Annotated in this window: 17 protein-coding genes; 9 read left to right on the forward strand and 8 right to left on the reverse strand. The window is 53.0% G+C overall.

The window, feature by feature from the left end:
• Positions 1–44 precede the first annotated feature (44 nt).
• Entirely contained in the window at positions 45–2,738 is a 2,694-nt protein-coding gene (adhE, locus tag JWF83_RS24780) for a bifunctional acetaldehyde-CoA/alcohol dehydrogenase (protein WP_413653158.1), read from the reverse strand.
• Positions 2,739–3,231: 493 nt separating this feature from the next.
• On the opposite strand from adhE, the gene JWF83_RS24785 reads away from it, so the two are divergent.
• From JWF83_RS24785 to oppF, 7 genes are all read left to right on the forward strand, one after another.
• Complete coding sequence (locus JWF83_RS24785; RefSeq protein WP_413653159.1) at positions 3,232–3,879, forward strand: YchE family NAAT transporter; 648 nt, start codon at positions 3,232–3,234, stop codon at positions 3,877–3,879.
• Positions 3,880–4,675: 796 nt separating this feature from the next.
• Positions 4,676–6,247 (forward strand): ABC transporter substrate-binding protein, encoded by a 1,572-nt coding sequence (locus tag JWF83_RS24790; protein WP_413653537.1) that lies wholly within the window; start codon positions 4,676–4,678, stop codon positions 6,245–6,247.
• Between the two features lie 181 nt (positions 6,248–6,428).
• Positions 6,429–8,066 (forward strand): oligopeptide ABC transporter substrate-binding protein OppA, encoded by a 1,638-nt coding sequence (oppA, locus tag JWF83_RS24795; RefSeq protein ID WP_413653160.1) that lies wholly within the window; start codon positions 6,429–6,431, stop codon positions 8,064–8,066.
• 118 nt (positions 8,067–8,184) lie between these two features.
• Positions 8,185–9,105 (forward strand): oligopeptide ABC transporter permease OppB, encoded by a 921-nt coding sequence (oppB, locus tag JWF83_RS24800; protein WP_413653161.1) that lies wholly within the window; start codon positions 8,185–8,187, stop codon positions 9,103–9,105.
• A gap of 14 nt (positions 9,106–9,119) precedes the next feature.
• Entirely contained in the window at positions 9,120–10,028 is a 909-nt protein-coding gene (gene oppC, locus JWF83_RS24805; protein ID WP_413653162.1) for an oligopeptide ABC transporter permease OppC, read from the forward strand.
• An 11-nt stretch (positions 10,029–10,039) separates the two neighbouring features.
• Positions 10,040–11,056 carry an ABC transporter ATP-binding protein gene (locus tag JWF83_RS24810; protein WP_413653163.1) on the forward strand — a complete coding sequence of 339 codons (1,017 nt, stop codon included), beginning with the start codon at positions 10,040–10,042 and terminating at the stop codon, positions 11,054–11,056.
• The gene (gene oppF / locus JWF83_RS24815; RefSeq protein WP_413653164.1) at positions 11,053–12,054 is read left to right on the forward strand and encodes a murein tripeptide/oligopeptide ABC transporter ATP binding protein OppF; all 1,002 of its coding nucleotides are present in this window, start codon (positions 11,053–11,055) and stop codon (positions 12,052–12,054) included. The genes JWF83_RS24810 and oppF overlap by 4 nt, the downstream gene beginning before the upstream one ends.
• Positions 12,055–12,104: 50 nt before the next feature.
• On the opposite strand, the gene JWF83_RS24820 is transcribed toward oppF, so the two are convergent.
• Together JWF83_RS24820 and cls are read right to left on the reverse strand one after the other, a co-directional pair.
• The gene (locus tag JWF83_RS24820; RefSeq protein WP_413653165.1) at positions 12,105–12,428 is read right to left on the reverse strand and encodes an HI1450 family dsDNA-mimic protein; all 324 of its coding nucleotides are present in this window, start codon (positions 12,426–12,428) and stop codon (positions 12,105–12,107) included.
• 45 nt (positions 12,429–12,473) lie between these two features.
• Entirely contained in the window at positions 12,474–13,934 is a 1,461-nt protein-coding gene (gene cls / locus JWF83_RS24825; protein WP_413653166.1) for a cardiolipin synthase, read from the reverse strand.
• Positions 13,935–14,097: 163 nt separating this feature from the next.
• Here cls and JWF83_RS24830 point away from each other — a divergent pair, with 163 nt between their 5' ends.
• Both JWF83_RS24830 and JWF83_RS24835 read left to right on the forward strand, forming a co-directional pair.
• A complete protein-coding gene (locus JWF83_RS24830) occupies positions 14,098–14,271 on the forward strand; it encodes a YciY family protein (RefSeq protein WP_413653167.1) in 174 nt (57 codons plus the stop codon).
• A gap of 258 nt (positions 14,272–14,529) precedes the next feature.
• Positions 14,530–14,778 carry a tyrosine-type recombinase/integrase gene (locus tag JWF83_RS24835; protein ID WP_413653168.1) on the forward strand — a complete coding sequence of 83 codons (249 nt, stop codon included), beginning with the start codon at positions 14,530–14,532 and terminating at the stop codon, positions 14,776–14,778.
• A gap of 213 nt (positions 14,779–14,991) precedes the next feature.
• Here JWF83_RS24835 and JWF83_RS24840 read toward each other — a convergent pair whose 3' ends face one another.
• The 5 genes from JWF83_RS24840 to JWF83_RS24860 form a co-directional block, all read right to left on the reverse strand.
• Positions 14,992–15,312, reverse strand: coding sequence for a hypothetical protein (locus JWF83_RS24840; protein WP_413653169.1), 321 nt, complete (start codon positions 15,310–15,312; stop codon positions 14,992–14,994).
• A 698-nt stretch (positions 15,313–16,010) separates the two neighbouring features.
• On the reverse strand, positions 16,011–16,307 hold the full coding sequence (locus JWF83_RS24845; RefSeq protein WP_267144953.1) for a YciI family protein: 297 nt from the start codon (positions 16,305–16,307) through the stop codon (positions 16,011–16,013).
• A gap of 89 nt (positions 16,308–16,396) precedes the next feature.
• Positions 16,397–18,049, reverse strand: a complete 1,653-nt coding sequence (locus tag JWF83_RS24850) for a hypothetical protein (RefSeq protein ID WP_413653170.1) — start codon at positions 18,047–18,049, stop codon at positions 16,397–16,399.
• Between the two features lie 52 nt (positions 18,050–18,101).
• Positions 18,102–20,459: a hypothetical protein gene (locus tag JWF83_RS24855; RefSeq protein WP_413653171.1), complete on the reverse strand. Its 2,358-nt coding sequence runs from the start codon at positions 20,457–20,459 to the stop codon at positions 18,102–18,104.
• 84 nt (positions 20,460–20,543) lie between these two features.
• Positions 20,544–22,883 carry a hypothetical protein gene (locus JWF83_RS24860; protein WP_413653172.1) on the reverse strand — a complete coding sequence of 780 codons (2,340 nt, stop codon included), beginning with the start codon at positions 22,881–22,883 and terminating at the stop codon, positions 20,544–20,546.
• Between the last annotated feature and the right edge of the window lie 6 nt (positions 22,884–22,889).

Consider the following 22,889-nt stretch of genomic DNA (forward strand, 5'->3'; position numbering starts at 1 on the left):
AAAAAAACCCGCCGTAGCGGGTTTTTTATCATCTTACTCTGCGTTTACTTTTTTACTTTCTTTTCAACTTTTTCTACTTTTTCGATTTTCACTGGCTGGGCTTTAACTGCCTCAGCAATGTTAGCGAAAGGTTCGACATAATCGCGACCGTAGAAGCTATCCAGCATAATCTGTTTCAGTTCAGCAATCAGCGGATAACGTGGGTTAGCACCAGTACACTGGTCGTCGAACGCATCGTCAGCCAGTTTGTCCACTTTGGCGAGGAAGTCTGCTTCCTGAACGCCCGCTTCACGGATAGATTTTGGAATGCCCAGTTCAGCCTTCATCTCTTCCAGCCATGCCAGCAGTCTTTCAATCTTCTGCGCGGTACGGTCGCCTTCAAGGCTTAAGCCTAAGTGGTCAGCAACCTCAGCATAACGACGACGTGCCTGCGGACGGTCATACTGACTGAAAGCGGTCTGTTTGGTTGGGTTGTCATTGGCGTTATAACGAATAACGTTACAAATCATCAGTGAGTTAGCCAGACCATGAGGGATGTGGAACTCAGAACCCAGTTTATGGGCCATTGAGTGACACACACCGAGGAAGGCGTTAGCAAACGCAATACCGGCGATGGTCGCGGCATTGTGCACACGTTCACGGGCAACCGGGTTCTTGGCGCCTTCGTTGTAGCTGGCCGGCAGGTTGTGTTGCAGCAATTTCAGTGCCTGCAGCGCCTGGCCATCAGAATATTCATTCGCCAGTACAGAAACGTAAGCTTCCAGGGCGTGAGTTACCGCATCCAGACCACCAAAGGCGCAGAGTGATTTCGGCATATTCATCACCAGGTTGGCGTCGACAATCGCCATATCAGGTGTTAACGCATAATCTGCCAGCGGATATTTCTGACCGGTAGCATCATCAGTCACGACCGCAAACGGCGTCACTTCAGAACCGGTACCGGAAGTGGTGGTGATGGCGATCATCTTCGCTTTCACGCCCATTTTCGGGAATTTATAGATACGTTTACGGATATCCATAAAGCGCAGCGCCAGCTCTTCAAAATGGGTTTCCGGATGTTCGTACATTACCCACATGATTTTTGCTGCATCCATTGGTGAACCACCACCCAGTGCGATAATCACGTCTGGTTTAAAGGAGTTCATCTGTTCAGCACCCTTACGCACAATACTCAGCGTTGGGTCAGCTTCAACTTCAAAGAATACTTCAGTTTCAACGCCGTTCGCTTTCATCACATTAATGATCTGGTCAGCATAACCATTGTTGAACAGATAACGGTCGGTCACGATAAAGGCGCGTTTTGCACCGTCAGTCGCCACTTCTTGCAGGGCGATAGGTAGTGAACCACGACGGAAGTAAATAGACTTCGGAAGTTTGTGCCACAACATATTCTCTGCTCGCTTAGCCACGGTTTTCTTGTTGATCAGATGTTTAGGTCCGACGTTTTCAGAAATGGAGTTACCACCCCAGGAACCGCAACCGAGCGTCAAAGATGGCGCCAGTTTAAAGTTGTACAGGTCGCCGATACCACCCTGCGAAGCCGGGGTATTGATCAGAATACGGGCGGTTTTCATCTTGTCGCCAAAATAGTTGACGCGTTCGCGCTCGTTATCCTGGTCGGTATACAGACAAGAGGTATGACCGATACCCCCCATGGCAACCAGTTTCTCTGCCTTGCTGACGGCATCTTCAAAATCTTTGGCGCGGTACATAGCAAGAGTAGGAGACAGTTTTTCGTGAGCAAAAGGTTCTGACTCATCAACCAGTTTAACTTCGCCAATCAGAATCTTGGTGTTGGCAGGTACGGTAATGCCGGCGATTTCAGCAATTTTCACTGCCGCCTGACCCACAATGGCGGCGTTCAGCGCGCCGTTTTTCAGCAGAATATCCTGCACTGCTTTCAGCTCTTTGCCCTGCAGCATATAAGCGCCGTGGCTGGCGAAACGTTCGCGTACGGCTTCATAGGCTGAATCCACCACGATAACCGACTGCTCAGAAGCACAGATCACGCCATTATCGAAGGTTTTTGACATCAGAATGGAAGCAACAGCACGTTTAATATCAGCGGTTTCATCAATGACGACCGGAGTATTACCCGCACCAACACCAATTGCCGGTTTACCGGAGCTGTAAGCGGCTTTCACCATGCCCGGACCACCGGTTGCGAGGATCAGGTTGATATCAGGGTGATGCATCAGTTGGTTAGACAGTTCAACCGACGGGACGTCAATCCAGCCGATGATATCTTTTGGCGCACCGGCAGCAATAGCGGCCTGCAGCACAATGTCTGCGGCTTTATTGGTGGCGTCTTTGGCACGTGGGTGTGGAGAGAAGATAATACCGTTACGGGTTTTCAGGCTGATTAATGCTTTAAAGATGGCCGTTGAGGTTGGGTTAGTGGTTGGCACGATACCGCAGATAATACCGGTAGGTTCAGCGATGGTGATGGTGCCGTAAGTTTCATCTGTTTCCAGAATACCACAGGTTTTTTCATCTTTATAAGCGTTGTAGATATACTCAGAAGCAAAGTGGTTTTTGATCACTTTATCTTCGACAATACCCATGCCTGATTCAGCAACAGCCATTTTGGCCAGCGGAATACGGGCATCTGCAGCAGCCAGAGCGGCAGCGCGGAAGATTTTGTCTACTTGTTCTTGAGTGAAGTTGGCGTATTCGCGCTGGGCTTTTTTAACACGTTCAACAAGTGCGTTAAGTTCAGCGATATTCGTAACGGCCATAATACATCTCCTGATAGAAGTTAAACTTTTTTAGTAAACAAACCTGAACTACGGAGTATAGTCAGGGGGCAGCCGCCTGTCGCTGAGAATGCTCACAGCCTGAATAAAATGCCCTTGAAAATCATGTTCGTTTACTAAAAGAGTTTTACGTGATTTGGCGTCTGATGTTACGCTTTACCCGCTTAATTACTTTACTTTCTTAATGTCACTGAGCTTACCCCTACACAGGGGTAAATTTTATGATCTGCATCAAGAATTGTGCAAGCTGACTCCATTCAGCAATGCTGTTTTTTTGATCCAGCGCAAAGAATTAAATATTTCCTCTGCAGGGGTAGATGCGGCAACGCATTGAACTGCTCATGCGCTTGATGTCTGGTGAGTTATGCTGGATTTGCCTTTAAATCAAGACGAGTATGCTAATGTAACCGCTGGCAACCGCCACACTTTTCCATTAAATTAAGCGACTGAAATTGGCTCAGGTGTGGAGCGCTGAGTGAACCCCGCAATTCTTGATTTATCCGGCTATATTAAATTTTTTGTTGGGCTATTTGCACTGGTCAATCCTGTCGGGATTATTCCGGTGTTTATCAGCATGACCAGCTATCAGCCGGTCGCTGAACGCAATAAAACCAACCTCACCGCCAATCTGGCGGTGGCGATTATTTTATGGACCTCGCTGTTTCTTGGCGACGCCATTCTGCATGTATTTGGCATTTCCATCGATTCCTTCCGCATTGCCGGTGGCATCCTGGTCGTGACCATTGCGATGTCGATGATCAGCGGCAAACTGGGTGAGGACAAGCAGAACAAGCAGGAGAAATCTGAGACTGCCATTCGTGAAAGTATTGGCGTGGTCCCGCTGGCATTGCCGTTAATGGCCGGCCCGGGGGCGATCAGTTCGACCATCGTCTGGAGTACCCGTTACCATAACTGGCAGAATCTGCTCGGTTTCAGCCTGGCGATTGCACTGTTTGCCGGTTGCTGCTGGTTGCTGTTTCGTGCGGCGCCATTAATGGTGCGTGTGTTAGGACAAACCGGAATTAACGTTATTACCCGTATCATGGGCCTGCTATTAATGGCGCTGGGAATTGAATTTGTCGTTACCGGGATCAAAGCGCTGTTTCCCGGGCTGGTTAACTAACCCTTTCTCCCGATCTTCCCGCCAATATAAGCGCACATTGTGCGCTTATTTTTTACTCTTAAATGCATTAATGCCCCGCTTTGGTGCGATGTGTCAATATTTCGCACTTTTAAGGTGCAATTATTCATTTCTCTTAACAGGGGGTGGCTGATATTAGAATAATTTCTTTTCCGCCAGCTTCTCCCGCCTCGCCGCCAGCCATCTGTTATTTTTTTCACATAATTGTCTGGCGTCTAAATGATGTTTAACGGTTTTGTTGCCAGTAATTATGCATTTAATGCAGAGCTTTATGCTAAAAAGTGGATATTTCAGAAATATTTGTGCATTTTGTGCGTTCGGAGATTTTTTTGTCAACATTTAGCACATGGTTTTTTAATCTAAGGTGTTGATTTAAGGCATATATATAGTTAATTCAGGTCAATAAATAACACTTTTATGCCGTCCGGGAACATGATAAAAGAGAATTAGTTAACATTTTCGCTATTTTGCTTTGGCACAGATTGCCACCTTCTGTTAGTTTCCGACGCATCGTTAAAAAAAATTGGATCTGTTGGCCAACTGAGAACGAATTTTGCTTATACCTTTCGTAGCTAAAGTATTAGCACGGTTAAGTCACCTGAATTACTGACTTCCGTCAGCTTCCAGGCATCAGTTCTCATGTAGCCTTGCGGTAGTGCCGTTGAGCAGTTGATAGCCGCAAGCCGATCCACTAATAAGGATAAATAAACGTTTCATGAAATTGATCAATGCGTCGCGAAAAGGCTTTGCGCCTCTGGTTATCCTGTCATGGAACCTGATGGGTTCTGCCACTGCCGCAACCGTTCCTGCGGGAACGCAACTGGCGCCACAGCAAGCTATTGTTATTAATAATGGTACCGAAGTGGCCTCGCTGGATCCTCATAAAACGGAAGGCGTGCCGGAAAGTAATATCATCCTCAACTTACTGGAGGGTCTGGTATCCAGCGACAATAATGGTCAGCTGGTACCAGGCGTTGCCGAACACTGGGAAAATAGCGCGGGTAAAGTGTGGACTTTCTGGCTGCGTGCCGATGCTAAATGGAGTAACGGGGAACCGGTCACGGCGCAGGATTTTGTCTATAGCTGGCAGCGGCTGGTTGACCCGAAAACCGCTTCACCTTATGCCAGCTATGTGCAGTATGCCCATATTGAAAACGTCGATGAGATTATCAATGGTAAAAAACCGCCCGGCGCGCTGGGCGTCAAGGCACTGGACGATCACCGCTTACAGGTAACGCTCAGCCAGCCCGTGCCTTATTTGCTGGCGATGCTGGCGCACACCGCAATGAAGCCGGTTAACCGCCACGCCGTTGAAAGCTTTGGCGAACAATGGACCCGGCCGGAACACTATGTCGGCAATGGCGCCTACAGCCTCGATAGCTGGGTGGTAAATGAGAAGATTGTCCTGAAGCGTAATCCGCATTACTGGGATAACAGTAACACGGTGATTGAGCAGGGGACATTTCTTCCGATTGCCTCGGAGAGCAGTGACGTCAACCGTTTCCGCAGCGGTGAGATTGATATCACCAACAGTGCCATTCCGCCGGATCTCTATCCGATGCTGAAAAAAGAACTGGGGCAGCAGATGCATGTCAGCCCTTACCTCTGCACCTTCTATTATGAAATTAATAACCAGCGCGCACCTTTTACCGATGTACGTGTACGCACCGCGCTGAAGTTAACCCTCGACCGCGAGATTATCGCAGACAAAATTATGGGGCAGGGGCAGATCCCGGCTTATGGTCTGACACCGCCTTTTACCGCCGGCGCCCGGCTTACGCCGCCCGAGTGGTTTACCGTGAGTCAGTCAGAGCGCAATGCGCGGGCGAAAGCGCTGCTGGCGGAAGCCGGGTACAGCGACAGTAAACCGCTGAAATTTACCCTGCTGTATAACACTTCCGATCAGAATAAAAAGCAGGCGATTGCCGCCGCCTCAATGTGGAAAAAGAATCTGGCTGCGGATGTTACTCTGCAAAATCAGGAGTGGAAAACGCTGCTGACCACCCGCCACAGCGCGCAATATGATGTGGTGCGCGCCACCTGGTGTTCGGACTATAACGAGCCGTCCACCTTCCTCAATATGTTGTTGAGTGATTCATCGACCAATACCGCTTTTTATAAGAGCAAAGCCTTTGATCAATTAATGATGCAGTCGCTAAACGCGCCTGACGATAACGCGCGGGCGTCGCTATACCAACAGGCCGAAAGCCAGCTGGATCGTGATTCGGCAATTATTCCGGTCTATTACCGGGTTAGCGTGCGTCTGGTGAAGCCATGGGTTGGCGGTTATACCGGTCGCGATCCGCAGGACCAGACCGACTTACATTATTACTACATCACTAAACATTAATTTGCCGCGCACCGGGCGATACAGTCCGGGCGCAGCGAACGATGGTTGATCCCGCAAGGGGTCACAAGAACGCTACTGAGGAGTTTTATTCGTTCCGATCTCCTCAGTGGTTTACCCGGGCAACGGGGGATCGCTGAAAGCTCACTGCATCAGCAATGATAATAACTGGAGTATTTAGAGTATGACCAACATCACGAAGAAAAGCCTAATCGCCCTTGGGGTGATGACTGCGCTGGGCGCCATGGCCGGTAACACCGCGCTGGCGGCAAAAGTACCGGCAGGCGTTGAATTGGCCGCCAAACAAGAGCTGGTAAAAGGCAACGGCGCAGAACTGCAGTCACTTGACCCGCACAAAATTGAAGGCGTGCCGGAATCCAACGTTAGCCGTGATCTGCTGGAAGGCCTGATTATCAGTGATGAGCAAGGACATCCAATCCCTGGCGTGGCTGAAAGCTGGGACAATAAAGACAGCAAGGTGTGGACTTTCCACCTGCGTAAAGATGCCAAATGGTCAAACGGCGAGCCGGTGACGGCGCAGGACTTCGTTTACAGCTGGCAGCGACTGGCCGATCCAGCCACCGCATCCCCTTATGCCAGCTACCTGCAGTATGGTCATCTGGCAAATATCGATGACATTATCGCCGGTAAGAAAAAACCTACCGAACTGGGTGTGAAGGCGATCGATGCCAATACCCTGGAAGTGACCCTGTCCGAACCGGTTCCTTATTTCTATAAACTGCTGATTCACCCATCGATGTCGCCAGTGTATAAACCGGCGATCGATAAATCAGGCGAGAAGTGGACGCAGCCAGAAAACTGGGTGGGTAACGGCGCCTTTAAACTGAAAGAATGGGTAGTTAACGAGCGTATCGTGCTGGAGCGTAACCCTGATTACTGGGATAACGCCCATACTAAGCTGGACAGCGTCACCTTCCTGCCAATTTCTTCGGAAGTCACCGATGTAAACCGCTATCGTAGCGGCGGCAGCGATATGACCTATAACAATATGCCTATCGAGCTATTCCAGAAGCTAAAACAAGAGATCCCGAAAGAGGTGCATGTCGATCCTTACCTCTGCACCTATTACTACGAAATTAACAACCAGAAAGCACCGTTTACCGACCCACGGGTGCGTGCGGCGCTTAAACTGGGTATCGACCGCGATATTATCGTCAACAAAGTGAAAAACCAGGGCGACCTGCCTGCTTACAGCTACACCCCACCGTATACGGATGGCATCAAGCTGACGCCACCGGAGTGGTTTAAGTGGTCACAGGAAAAACGTAACGCCGAAGCGAAGAAACTGCTGGCTGCAGCTGGCTATACCGCCGATAAACCACTGAGCTTTGATCTGCTGTATAACACGTCCGATCTGCATAAAAAACTGGCTATCGCCGTTGCGTCTATCTGGAAGAAAAACCTCGGTGTGGATGTTAAGTTGCAGAACCAGGAGTGGAAAACCTTCCTCGATACCCGTCATCAGGGGAACTTCGATGTGGCGCGTGCTGGCTGGTGTGCGGACTACAACGAACCGACCACCTTCCTGAACACGATGCTGTCTGACAGCAGCAACAACACTTCCCACTATAAGAGCGCGGATTACGACAAAGCCATCGCCGCCGCGTTGCAGGCGCCAAACGAAGCGAAACGTGGGGAACTCTATGCTGAAGCTGAGAAGATCCTCGATAAAGACTCTGTCATCGTACCGGTCTACTATTATGTGAATGCGCGTCTGGTGAAACAGTATGTAGGCGGCTATACCGGCAAAGATCCGCAAGATAACGTTTACGACAAAAATCTGTACATCATTAAACATTAATTGACGGTGGCAGCAATGCCGCCCCGATTTCCTGAGCGATCAGGGTAAGAGCTAATAGTGGCCGGATAACACCGGCCACTGGATTGATACTGTAGTAAGAGCCAGGTAGGTACGGGCAATGTTAAAGTTCATATTACGTCGTTGTCTGGAAGCGATTCCGACGTTGTTTATTCTTATCACTATTTCCTTCTTTATGATGCGTTTAGCGCCGGGCAGTCCTTTTACCGGTGAACGCACTCTTGCGCCGGAAGTGATGGCGAATATTGAAGCTAAATATCATTTAAACGATCCGATCATGACGCAATACTTCAGCTATCTGAAGCAGCTGGCACATGGCGACTTCGGCCCGTCGTTTAAATATAAAGACTATTCAGTAAACGATTTGGTCGCCGGTTCATTCCCGGTATCGGCCAAACTCGGCGCTGCGGCGTTTATTTTTGCCCTGGTTCTTGGCGTCAGCGCCGGGGTGATTGCCGCACTGAAACAAAATACCAAATGGGATTACATGGTAATGGGGGTCGCCATGACCGGGGTGGTGATCCCCAGTTTTGTGGTGGCGCCGCTGCTGGTGATGGTATTCGCCATTATGCTGAAGTGGTTACCGGGCGGCGGCTGGAACGGCGGGGCGTTGAAATTTATGATCCTGCCGATGGTGGCCCTGTCGCTGGCCTATATTGCCAGTATCGCGCGTATTACCCGCGGATCGATGATCGAAGTGCTGCACTCTAACTTTATCCGCACCGCGCGCGCCAAAGGCCTGCCGATGCACCGTATCGTGTTGCGCCATGCACTGAAGCCTGCGCTGCTGCCGGTTCTCTCTTATCTTGGCCCGGCATTTGTCGGTATCATCACCGGTTCTATGGTGATTGAGACCATTTACGGTCTGCCGGGAATTGGCCAGCTGTTTGTTAACGGCGCACTTAACCGTGACTATTCACTGGTATTAAGTCTGACCATTCTGGTCGGTGCGTTAACTATTCTGTTTAATGCGATCGTTGATGTGCTGTATGCCGTTATCGATCCAAAAATTCGTTATTGATCCTGGAGCTCGCCATGTTTTTAAGTAAGAAAAATAGCGTAGCTCTCGATGCATTCAGTGAACAGCTGGAAGTGGAAGGGCGCAGCTTGTGGCAGGATGCGCGTCGTCGTTTTATTCATAACCGTGCCGCCCTGACCAGCCTGTTTGTGCTGTTACTGATTGCACTGTTTGTTATTCTGGCGCCGATGTTGTCACCTTTTACCTATGATGATACCGACTGGGCAATGATGTCGGCGACGCCGGATCTGGCTTCAGGTCACTACTTTGGCACTGACTCATCGGGCCGCGATCTGCTGGTGCGCGTCGCTATTGGCGGACGTATTTCGCTGATGGTTGGTATCGCCGCCGCTCTGGTCGCGGTGCTGGTCGGGACGCTGTATGGCTCGCTGGCCGGTTATCTTGGCGGTAAAACTGACTCGGTAATGATGCGTTTGCTGGAGATCCTCAACTCCTTCCCATTTATGTTCTTCGTCATTCTGCTGGTGACCTTTTTTGGTCAGAATATCCTGCTGATTTTTGTGGCGATCGGGATGGTTTCCTGGCTGGATATGGCGCGTATTGTGCGCGGGCAGACGCTGAGCCTGAAGCGCAAAGAGTTTATCGAAGCGGCACAGGTGGGCGGCGTCTCGACATTTAATATCGTGGTGCGTCATATCGTGCCAAACGTACTGGGCGTGGTGGTGGTTTATGCCTCGCTGCTGGTTCCCAGCATGATTCTGTTTGAATCCTTCCTGAGTTTCCTTGGCCTGGGTACGCAAGAGCCGCTGAGTAGCTGGGGGGCGTTGCTCAGCGACGGCGCCAATTCGATGGAAGTGTCACCCTGGCTGCTGCTCTGGCCGGCGGGTTTTCTGGTTGTCACGCTATTCTGTTTTAACTTTATTGGCGATGGCCTGCGTGATGCCCTCGACCCGAAAGATCGTTAAGGAGTTTCCCGATGAGTATTGTTGAAACACAGCCAGTCATGGCGACGACTGCGGGAAGCGCAGCACTGCTGGATGTTAAGGATCTGCGCGTCACTTTTGCGACGCCGGATGGTGATGTTACAGCGGTAAATGATCTCAACTTTAGCCTTAGCGCCGGTGAAACGCTGGGGATTGTGGGTGAATCAGGCTCCGGCAAGTCGCAGACCGCCTTCGCCCTGATGGGACTGCTGGCCAGTAATGGTCGCATCGGCGGTTCGGCGCTGTTTAATGGCAAAGAGATCCTCAATCTGCCGGAAAATCAGCTGAATAAACTGCGTGCCGAGCAGATTGCGATGATTTTCCAGGACCCGATGACCTCGCTGAATCCCTATATGAAAGTCGGCGAACAGCTGATGGAAGTGTTGCAGCTCCATAAAGGTATGAGTAATAGCCAGGCGTTTGAAGAGTCGGTGCGGATGCTTGACGCAGTAAAAATGCCGGAAGCACGTAAGCGGATGAAGATGTATCCCCATGAGTTTTCCGGCGGTATGCGTCAGCGCGTGATGATTGCCATGGCGTTGTTATGCCGTCCGAAGCTGCTGATTGCTGATGAGCCGACCACCGCGCTGGATGTGACGGTGCAGGCGCAGATTATGACGTTACTGAATGAGCTGAAACGCGAATTTAATACCGCCATTATTATGATCACTCACGATCTGGGCGTAGTCGCCGGTATCTGTAATAAAGTGCTGGTGATGTATGCCGGACGTACCATGGAATATGGCCAGGCGCGCGATGTGTTCTACCAGCCGGCGCATCCGTACTCCATCGGTTTGCTGAATGCCGTCCCACGTCTCGATAGAATTGAAAATGCAACGCTGACCACCATTCCGGGTAATCCGCCGAACCTGCTGCGTTTGCCAGCCGGCTGTCCGTTCCAGCCGCGTTGTCCGCACGCGATGGATATCTGCGCCAGCGCACCGCCGCTGGAAGCCTTTGGTCAGGGGCGCCTGCGCGCCTGCTTTAAGCCGGTGGAGGAGTTGCTATGAATGTGGTAGCTGAGAAAAAAGTACTGTTGGAAATCGCCGATCTTAAAGTGCATTTCGATATTAAAGATGGCAAACAGTGGTTCTGGCAGCCAGCGAAAACCCTGAAAGCGGTCGATGGCGTTAGCCTGCGCTTGTATGAGGGGGAAACCCTTGGGGTGGTGGGTGAGTCTGGCTGTGGCAAATCGACGCTGGCGCGCGCGATTATTGGCCTGGTCAAAGCCACCGAAGGGCGGGTTGCCTGGTTAGGCCGCGACCTGCTGGGACAGAGTGCGGAAGAGTGGCGTAAAGCGCGCAGTGATATTCAGATGATTTTCCAGGATCCGCTGGCTTCGCTGAACCCGCGTATGACCATCGGTGAGATTATTGCTGAGCCGCTGCGCACCTATCATCCGAAAATGCCGCGTCAGGAAGTCAAAGACAAAGTTAAAACCATGATGATGAAGGTGGGCCTGTTGCCTAACCTGATTAACCGCTATCCTCACGAGTTTTCCGGCGGTCAGTGCCAGCGTATCGGTATTGCCCGCGCGCTCATTCTCGAACCCAAACTGATTATCTGTGATGAACCTGTCTCGGCGCTGGATGTCTCGATTCAGGCGCAGGTGGTGAATCTGCTACAGCAGTTGCAGCGTGAGATGGGGCTGTCGCTGATCTTTATCGCCCACGATCTGGCGGTAGTGAAGCATATCTCGGATCGGGTACTGGTTATGTATCTCGGTCATGCCGTTGAGTTGGGCACCTATGACAATGTCTACAGCAACCCACAGCACCCGTACACCAAAGCGCTGATGTCGGCGGTGCCGATCCCCGATCCCGATCTGGAGAAGCATAAGGTCATTCAGCTGCTGGAGGGGGAGTTGCCTTCGCCGATTAATCCGCCGTCAGGCTGCGTGTTCCGTACCCGCTGCCCGATTGCCGGGCCGGAGTGCGCGCAAACGCGTCCACTGCTGGAAGGCAGCTTCCGCCATGCGGTTTCCTGCCTGAAGGTTGATCCGCTGTAATTAATCTAACCGGGGGGCCATAGATGGCCCCCCACCGCGTTGCCGGCGGCTTATTCACGCCACAGAATATGACATAGCTTATGGTCTTTTTCACGGCACAGCAGTACCCGTGCAAACACATCGGTGATCGGCTCGCCATCAGCTTCCCCCAGACCAATGATCACTTCCGAGAAGAAGTCAGGGTTCAGATCGAAATCGACATGCTCAGACCAGTCTTCACCCGGATCATGTAGCTCGGCGCCGCCGCGTTCTTCAAACTGCAGATTGAAGATAAGAATATCGGCTGGATCGAGATTATCGCCTGCCAGCTCCAGAAAAATATCGTAAGCCTGTTCCAGGGTTTCATCTTCGGTAAGACGGTTATTTAAGTCCATGATTGATCCCATTTGCCCTGCGGGCAGATTGCAATTTCGCTCGTTTTACAGCAACGGACTGAAGAAGTAAAACAGTCGTTCAACGATACGTTGCCACCAGGCGCGACGTGACCAGCGTTTGGCATCGACCAGGCGCGAGCGTGCGATATAATCATCCTGCACACAGGCTAAATCGCTGCCGAAACCGTCGTCATCGATCACCAGAGTAATTTCAAAATTAAGCCACAGGCTGCGCATATCCAGATTAACCGTGCCGACCAGACTAAGCTGACCGTCAACCAGTACGCTCTTGGTATGCAGCAGGCCGCCCTCAAACTGATAAATCTTCACCCCGGCTTCCAGCAGCTCGGCGAAGAAAGCACGACTTGCCCAGCCCACCAGCACGGAATCATTGCGGTGCGGAACAATCAGGCTGACATCCACCCCCCGGTGCGCGGCAGTACAGATCGCATGCAGCAAATCATCACTCGGCACAAAGTAAGGCGTGGTCATAATCAGCTGGCTACGCGCCGAGTAGACCGCGGTTAACAGCGCCTGGTGGATCATATCTTCCGGGAAGCCCGGTCCGGAGGCGATTGCCTGGATAGTATGGCCGCTCTCCTGTTCGAAAGGCATGACATTATCATCCGGCGGCGGCGGCAAAATCCGCTTACCGGTCTCAATCTCCCAGTCGCAGGAGTAAATAATGCCCAGCGTGGTGGCCACCGGACCTTCCATTCGCGCCATCAGATCCACCCACTGGCCCACCCCGGCTTCTTGCTTAAAGAAGCGGGGATCCACCAGGTTCATACTGCCGGTATAGGCAATATAGTTATCGATCAGCACCACTTTACGGTGCTGACGCAGATCCATGCGGCGCAGAAACACACGCAGCAGACTGACTTTTAACGCTTCGATGACATCAATGCCGGCATTGCGCATCATTGCCACCCACGGGCTGCGGAAGAAATCAACACTGCCAGCGGAATCCAGCATCAGGCGGCAATGCACCCCGCGCCGCGAGGCGGCCATCAGCGATTCCGCCACTTCGTCAGCCAGGCCGCCGGGCTGCCAGATATAAAACACCATCTCAATATTATGGCGCGCCAGCTGGATATCGCGGATCAGCGCTTTCATGGTGTCTTCAGCGCTGGTTAACAGCTGGAGCTGATTACCTTTAACGCCGGCGATGCCCTGGCGATTCTCACACAGCTGAAACAGTGAGCGCGCGACATCGCTGTTTTCCGTGGCAAAAATATGTTTGCAGACTTTCAGATCGTTCAGCCAGCGTGCCGTTGACGGCCACATGGTGCGCGCGCGCTCCGCACGGCGCTTACCAAGATGCAGTTCGCCAAACGACAGGTAGGCAATAATACCGACCAGCGGCAGAATATAGATAATCAGCAGCCATGCCATTGCCGAAGGCACAGCCCGACGTTTCATCAGAATACGTAGCGTCACACCGGCAATCAGTAACCAATAGCCAAACAACAGTAGCCAACTGATTAAGGTGTAAAAAGTTGTCATTAAGTGGAAGTCCTGTTCACGCTCATGGTTCTGGGAGTGTACGTGCAGATGGCATCCGGCGAAACCCTGTAGCCGATTTTTCAGTGTTTAACACATCGGACCTTGATCGGCAGTACAAAGGACTATAATGCCGCGCGTGTTTTTATTAGCTTGTGAGGGTGAGATGAGACGAAGCAGAAATGAAGTGGCTCGTTGGCGGATGCTGCGCCAGACACAGCGTCGCAGAGCGCGCTGGCTGGAAGGGCAATCACGTCGCTATGGTCGCATGCACTCCATTCGTCATCAGCTGAGCCAGCAGCAACGCCGTTCGCTGCTGTTTATTTCTCAGTATATATAACAGTGGGGGCCAGAAGCTGGCCCCGGCAGAAAGCTGCAGCAGGTTTTTCCCGCCGCTAAGCCGGAAATTATCAGCACGGGAGCCATATATGGCCCCAGGGCTGGTTCAGATAGCCCTGGACCCTTAATGATATTAGCCTGCTGTTTTTAGATGGTTTTAATAACAATTAAAACACCCGTTTGAAGAGTTCAATAAGCCGTAGCGTTCAATTTCCATCCGCATACTTCTGTAACCTTTTATCTTTTCTTATTCAGCCGCTTGCTAATCCTCGCGCCTAAATCCGATCCCTATTGTTACCCTTCGTGTATTCACGACTTAAGGCGAACATTCGCAACGATGATGTCGGAGTTGGGCTGTCCGCCTTATGTCGTAGAAAAGATGCCCGGTCATCAGATGATAGGCGTGATGGCGCACTATAACCTGCACGCTTACATGGATGACCAGAAGCATTGGGTGCAGCTGTGGGAAAACAAACTGTCGGAAGTGATGGGGGAGGCGTTCGGTTAATGGATGGCTATCGCTGGTGCGAAACTGGCGAGCTATTACCACGGGCAGTACGAATCCGAAGGTAAGCGCGCTGATGCAGCTGAAACGGTTGCAAAGCAGCTACAGGAAACTATCACAGACTCGCCAACGCGAGGTCGCTGCGCTTGATGCCAAAAGCCGTAAGGATGAAGGTTTGTCTTTTGGCATATCCCACACACTCAGTTGATAAGCTGATTAGGCTCTGTCATGACTCTTAAGCACACCATTGCCATCGAAGATGAATAATATGTTTTTACCCAGGGCATTCTGGCATATCACCCCGTCAGTATTTATCCTGTCAGTTATACCCTGGCAAGCCATATTGCTAACGTAAGGCCTTATCTGACATTTGAGCGTTTTACCATCCACAATCTTGAGATAACCATTATGGACTTCGCTTGCTGCGGGAGTCGGGCATGTTCCATCGCCCCAGTTAACACCATGATGTTTATCAAAAGCTGAACATCCCTGCAGCAATATTGCGCTGGCTATTAGCGTTACCAAGTGAATCTTCATTTTATTTAACTTCCTGTTATGAAATGTCAGATTATCAATTGTACTTTTGACGATTATTTTAGCTATGCGTTTATCCTCATCATTTAAGACAAATCTGATTTGGCCGGGTGTATAGACTGGAAGGTGTTGTAAACCATATTGCCTGGCGTTAGGGGCAGGTCATGGTGCGAATACCGTGGCGGCAGGGGATGACGCAAGGCTCAGTACACTTAACGGCAAAACGGGCGGGACGAATTATCAGCGATCTGTTGGTGACATCAGGCTTTGGGATGGCTAAGAGAACCTCTACCGAGGATAACTCAGCATACCTAACTAACAACTCAGCATCGGTATAAACTACACGCATTACAGCCGGTATGCTGGCTACGTGCGAACCGGCGTTCGCAGAGGTGGCGGATCTGATGTAGACACTGTACGACATATCGGCCTCATTGCGCAGGATGTTGGCGCTATGTGATGATAATGGCAAAGTTGTTGATACTGCCGCCCATGGAAGGTGTGATCAAGGTGGGATGTGCGTGGTGGCCAGCGCTGATGTTCAAGGCAACGATAGCTATACATTAGCTGCGGCAGGTAGGCATTAAATAGAGTGAACGATGAGAGCAAAAAAATTATGTGTACCTTACTGTGTACTTAAATGATTTTCATGCTCTCTATCGTTAATTCAACCAACTGATATATCTGATAAATTAATTATATCAGAACACTCGTTTGAAAGGTTTCACCGCTACCTGCTTATAGACGCCGGCGGCAATATACGGGTCATCTTCGGCCCATGACTGCGCCGCTTCCAGCGACGGAAATTCGGCAATCACTGTCGACCCGCTGAAACCTGCGACGCCAGGATCATTGCTGTCTACTGCTGGCATAGGACCGGCAACAATCAGGCGACCTTCATCACGAAGCAGTTGCAGACGTGCCAGGTGAGCAGGGCGCACGGCGGTACGTTTTTCCAGAGAGTCAGCATTATCTTCAGCGTAAATTACATAGAGCACGTTCAGAACTCCTGTCGGGTCATTGAGATTCGGCGTTTACGTTAAGTCATCGCCAGCCAGAGTGCAATTGAAAGATAAGCCGGGCAACACTAAACGTTGTCCGGCGGCTCAGGAGGTTGCAGACCCAGCTCTTGCCACGGAAAACGTTCTGTATCTTCATGATACATCGCCAGCAGTTCCGACAGAGCCAGTTGATCCGCCAGCGCCGGCGAGGGCGGTCTTAACCGCATCGCCGGTGATTGCTCCGGCTCGCGGCGTATAAGTTGCGTATGCATAAAGAACGCCTTCATTACCGCATCCCATCCCGGCGCATTATCACCTTCCAGTTCTGCCACTGCTGCATACAGGGTAGCAGCATTCAGCTCATCCGGTCGGTCCCGGCGCCGCAGCAGTTGCAGGATGCGCACCTCTGCGCCGTAATTGCCATTCGCCGGCGCCAGATTTGCGCCGACCCATGCTTTCAGGCCTGCCGTGAGCCTGCCCATCGCCTGGAAAACCGCAAAAGCCACGCTGAGGGTGGATAACTTCGGGGCTTTTCTCACCGGCAACTGCTCCAGCGCCGCATGTAATATGGCCGGGCTGAGGGCGGGTCGTGCTGGTTTACGCAGTAGTTGCAGAGTGTTGGCCACCATTGAGATTTTTCTGTCCCATGGCGCTGAATTATCCCGCACCCAGGCCAGTAGCGCCGGACTGATGGCTTCCGGGGCAGAGAATAGCCGGAAGGCGCTGGTGACGGTCGTTAACCCCGGGGCATGGGGGTGCAGCTTCTGACTCAGGGCCGCCTGCAACAGTGTGGCATTCAGTTTGCGTGGTTTTCCTTCGGTCTTTTTCAGTAGTTCGACCACGTTCTCCACCAGCGACAGGTTCGGATACTGCTGCCAGTTATCACTGACCCATCGATAAACCTGCGGATCGCCACTCAGTTTGGCGCGGCTAAATGCGGCTCTGATGCAGGCCTTACCGTAGCGGCCGCCGCCAGGCTGTTGTTGCAGTGCCAGCTGCAGCGTGGTTTGATTTAGCGCCGCCGGCCGGTCCGGCTTTAGCAGGAGTTCTGTTAGCTGGTCTTCAGGCGTTATGGCCCGGAGTTGCGGCAGATGCCGTGCAAGCCACAGCTGCAACTGCCGGTTGCCGCGCTTGCCCGCCGGCTTCAGTGCGTTACATACCGTAGACAGGGTTGGCGCGCTGTCAGGCCACAATTGCTCCAGCACCGCCTGCAATCGTCTGGCATTTAGCCACTCCGGCCGTTGCGGGTGCTGCCACAGCGTCTGGATTATCGCTTTTTTCGCCAGACTTTTGTCCTGCGGCATATTTTGTTGCACCCATAACACCTGCTCCGGGGTAACACGGGTATTGGCGCGGCGGAGAGCGTTACCGATGGTGGTCTTGCCGGGGACTTTGATGCCAGGGATCTGCCGCAGCGCGGCACTTACGGCCGCCGCATTCAACCCGGCCGGCCTGCCCGGTATTTTCACTAACGCAGCGATTTTATCCTCTATGCTGAGCGCACTGACTTGCGATAAATTTTGCCTAATCCACTCACGTCCGCCATCACTGCTGCCCTGCGGCGGCGACAGCGTGGCCGATGCGCGTGGCGGAAAACAGCGCGCAGTCGAAGAAGCCGGCGTGGCGCGACTGTGGGTAACGCTGAGTAGCTGGCCTGATAACAGCGATGAGGTGGACGGGCCAGGGGGACGCGCTGGCCTTTCTCCACTGGCGCTGCTAATAGCTGGCAACTTTGCCATAAAACTCTCCTTGTTATTTATCCGCTTCCCGCTGAGGCCTGAAGCCAGCGCTTTACTGCCCGGGCCAGATCTCCGGGCTTGCCGGCGGCGGCGTGACTGACCGCGAGCGTTGGCGTTTGCGCTGACGATCGCCACTTGCCGTTCTGACGGTGTCATACACCGGCAAATCTTTGCCATACAGTGCTGCAATTGCCGCATGCATGGTTTTGGGATCGAGCAGCGGGGCAGGTATGTCTGGCTGTTCCATCACTGTGCGGATGGCGATCGCATTAAGCTGCTCTCGCGGGTGAGCGGCCAGTTGGTTATGCAGCCAGTGTAGCCACCGGGCATCCAATACCGGGATGCGGCGGAAAAGATTGATGGCATTTCTGATGGTATCGATCCCCGGCGCTTTGTTTCCCAACTCAAATACCAGTGCCAGGCATAACTTCGATGGCGTCAGCCCGGCGGGTTTACCCGCGGTGATCTGCAACAGTTGCAGTAGCCTGGCTTCTATGGTGCGCGCCGAGGTGAGTTTCCAGTTAACCTTTACCCAATTAGCCAGCTGCGTCCATTCTCCGGGGACTTTCTGCAGTTTCTCAAAATGATATAACAGGCTGAATGCGCCACGCACCGCGTTCATCAGCGGGAGTTGCTGGACATTCAGGGTCTGCAGCAGGCTGAACAAGGTTGGCACGTCCAGCCCGGATGGCTTGCCGGGTTGCAGCAGCAGTATCAGAATATTCAGCTCTGTCAGATGTCCGTCGTATTTGAGGAAATTATCCCTGACCCACTGTTGCTGTTGCTGGCTGGTGGTGACCGGCTTTTGCCGGATAAAGGCGTTATTGACGCTGGTCTCACCGGGCGCACTGTCGCCATATAGCCATACCAGCGCCCCGTATAGCATGGATGCGTTGATAATCAGTGGTTTTCCGGGCATCTGCAGTAGCGCGGCAACTTTGTCAGTGGAAGAGATCCCCGCTGCCTGCGGCCAGTGGCTACTGGCCCACTGCGCCACCTCAGCATTAATGCCAAAGCCAGCCTTATAGAAAGCTTTTCTGATCAGCGAAATGCCTGGTGAGGCAGACCTGGCTATCTGTTGCAGCATTGCTGCCATGATCTTCGGACTGATGCCGGCGGGCAGATCTTCCCGCGCCAGCAGGGCGCTAAGTTTTTCCAGCGGCGTGCCTTTGGCCCGCCGCCAGTGACTGCCGAGCCACTGCTGCATCTCGAGGTTGATGCCGTGCGGCGCGGTGAAAGCATTGCGTAGCGTGGTGATGCCTGGCGCCTCAACACCCAACAACTGCTCCAGCGCCTCGTATAGCGAAACGGCATTCAGTTCGGCCGGCCTGTCTGGCAGCGCCTGAAGTTGCATCACTTTTTTGATCGCACTGACCGAGGGCGAGCGGTTCCAGTGGGTATTTACCCAGTTAATAAAATCGTTGCTGATGGTTACCGGCGCCCGGGCGAACGCCAGCCTGATCACGCTCAGACCGGGCACCCCTTTCGGGAAGCCAAGATTGACCAGCAGACCCTGCTGATGCAACAATTTGAGTGCTGCCGCCAGATTTTCAACATTGATGCCGGGAGGCTGTACTGGCAGCTTCAGCAGCGATCTCAGCCGGTCTTCGGTGGTCGATCCCTTTGCCTGCAGCAGATTATCCTGTACCCACTGCACTAACTGCGGCGTGGCATTGTTACTCAGCGCGGTAAAGGCATTACGGATCGTGCTGAGACTCGGTGGCGTGACCTGCGCGGGCCGTTCGTAAGCCTGCAGGGCGTTAAACAGCCGCCGGATAGAGACCGCTTGCGGTTTATCATCGAGACCAAGGATGATCTTTACCCGCTCCAGTCTTGACCTGGCGGTGATATTCCCCCAGTGCTTACTGACCCAGTTATATACCGTGACGGCATCGCGCTGCTCATCGGACGCCGTGCTGTCGGCATCATCTTCTGGCGGCGATCGGTGGTTCTGCTCTCCGGTATCAGCGGATATTGGCCCAAACGGAATCGCCGCAGCCGGTAACCACACGGCGGCGGTGCTGGTGCCTGGTTGCGGGTCCGGCTGCGGGCGACTCGCCGCAGACAAGAACGGTTGGTCAGTCGTCGGTGGCTGATGACGGGCCAGCATTTGTGAGAAAATCGCTTTCGTCTCCATCGCATCCGGTGCGTCAGTGTTATATACCGCGACCAGCGCCTGCTGTAACGTTTCCCAACTCTGCCGGGAGATTCCGCTAAGGAAATCGGGCTCTGCGTGCGGTTCCGGCGAATACAGTGCGCCATTCCGCCGCTGGGGAGTGTCCGGTGCAGCAGGGATGGTACTGATATGGGTGATTTGGTTATAAAAACCGGGTGGGGCAGCCTGCAGAATTATCTGAGGGGATTGCGGCAGTGGGGCGGTGCTGGCTAACACGAGGGGTAACTTGGGCACGATATCCTTCTCCTTTTTTATCCGCAGCCATCGTCACCGGCAGTATAGTATGGCTAAGCGTTTCAGGAGAAAGAGCTGTCCGGTTTATCCGCCGCTTTTAGCCGCGCGCTCCGGCATAACCGAGCGCCGGATAAAATGCGGGTATTGCTCCTCTGTCGGCGAGCCACTGCGCGGCTTTTTGGCGGCGGGTTCTGTGGCTGGCACAGAGAGATGAGGTGGCGGCAGGGCGAGACGGTTCTGCGGGCGCGAATATTTTTTGCTGCTGAATGCGTTTCTCACCGCACACAGATTCGGCGCCTCTGCGTGCAAATGTTGCTCCAGTGCCGCTTGCAGGATAACGGCATTAACATTGGGCGGCCGATCCGGGTCGTGATACAGCTGCTTGATTTGCTCCGGCGTCGGCCCTTCGCCCGCCGGAATCTTGTTCATTACCCACTGCAACACCTCTGGCCTGACCTCAATATCAGGTTGCGCGCGGATAAATGCTTCATGAACCACACGTAACCCAGGTGCCTGTTGCTGACCCCAGATTTGTACCAGTGCCCGTTGCAGCGTTCCCGGAGTCAGTCCTGTCGGCCGATCTTTTTTTAGCAACTCCACCAGTCTCGGCTCAATGGACCGTCCATCGTTGGCTGGCATCGCGTTGCTGACCCAGGTCACTAAATTATCGGTCAGCACCATTGACGCCCTGAACAGAGCGAAGGCATCAGTAACCGAGGTTTTTCCCGGCGCTTTAGTATCCTGTTGTCGTACCAGCGCAGCATAGAGCGTTGACGCCTTTAGCCCTGAACTCAGTTCCGCAGGCATCATCTGCATCAATATCAACAGTTTCTCCTCTACCCGATATTTTTCCCATTCCACATTTTCCTGAATAGCAGACCAGTTGCTGGCTACCCACGGATCCAGCTGTTTGTCGCCGCCATAGCCCGCCAGAATAAATGCCCGGTTAACAATCGATTGCGAGGGCACACTACTGTCCTGCTGCTTCAGCAGCGCGGAACGCAACATCTTTGGCGTCATCCCCGACGGGCGGTCGCTGCGCGCCAGCAGCGCGCTCAGCCTCTGCAGCGATTTCCCCTGCGTTTCCTGCCAGTGCCATGCCCACTCCGCCACCGGTTGCGGAGCGCTACGGCCAGAGAGGATAAACGCCTTACGGACGATGCTGCCGTCCGGCACGTCGGCATCCAGCCGTAGCAGCATACCTTTAAACAACATGGCCGGTGTCAGCTCCTCAGGGGTATCGCCCTGCTGCAACAATGCCACCAGCTTATCTAATTTACCGTCTCCTCTAAGCTTATCCTTATGCTCGTCAAACCACCGGGTATAGCTGGGGGGAATATCGGTATGAGCCCAGGCTGATGCGCAACTCACCGTGGCCATTCCCGGCGCCCGCGGGCCAAGCAACTGTTGCAGCGCTTTAAATATCCCGCTGCGCTTCAGGTCGTCGGGTTTATCCTGCCGGGTCAGCAGCCAGACGACGATGCTCTCTGCGGATTCCAGCCGGATTTCTGCCAGCCTGGTCTCCACCCATTGCAGCGACGCATTGCTGACTTCCGCATCCCGCTCAATAATCGCGTTTCTGATAATTTGAAATGAGGGTGCCTGTTGGCCCTGCAACTGGTTCAGCGCGGCATAAACATTTTCATCGGTGAGCGCTAGCGGCGCATCGGCAACGTTGACTAATGCGCGGACTTTGTCGATTAACGACGTTTTGCCGATTTGCAGCCAGACGCGGGTGAACCACTCCAGTTGCCGCTGGCTGAAGGTAATTTCCTGCGGGGACGGTGGATTTTGCGATTCATGCGCGGGGCTGTCAGTGGCGCTATCACTGGTTTCTGTGCTGCTGTCGCTTGCCTCTGGATCGCTGGCGGCTGGCGATATATCACTGTCCGCTATTGGGCCAGGATGGATCTGTTGCTCCGCTGGTGGCGGCAATAGCGCATGGATCACATGCAAAGCGGGGGCCTGCCTGCCGTAGCGAAAAATCAGCCGCATATAGAGATCTTCTGCCGTTATTCCTGTCAGTAGGTGAAGCTGCGCGCCGAGTGCCTCATACCAGGCCTGATCCCGCTGTTGCGGGACAGACTCTGCCGCCATTACCGGCGGCGTCAGCAAGCTGCTGATATCCGTCCCTGTTGTTTCAGTTTTATCTTGCATCGCGGTGTGGTGCAAATCCTGCAGGTCCGCATACAGTTCATTCCACGCCTCTTCGGAGATGCCGCAGTGGCCGCTAGGCCCGGCGATCGCCTCTGCCGGGCGGTACGTACTGTGCAGCAGTGGAGCGACACCGGCAGCGGATGTGAGCGTGGCCGGGGATTGGCTGGTATTAATTAACTGGCGGAACAGCGGACGGATACTGCTGGTCACCGTGGACGGCACCGCAGAGGGGGATGTGACCGGTAAAATCATGGGTAACTTCGGCATGGCAGA

It is taken from the genome of Pantoea sp. B65 (assembly GCF_047308185.1).
GTDB lineage: Bacteria > Pseudomonadota > Gammaproteobacteria > Enterobacterales > Enterobacteriaceae > Erwinia.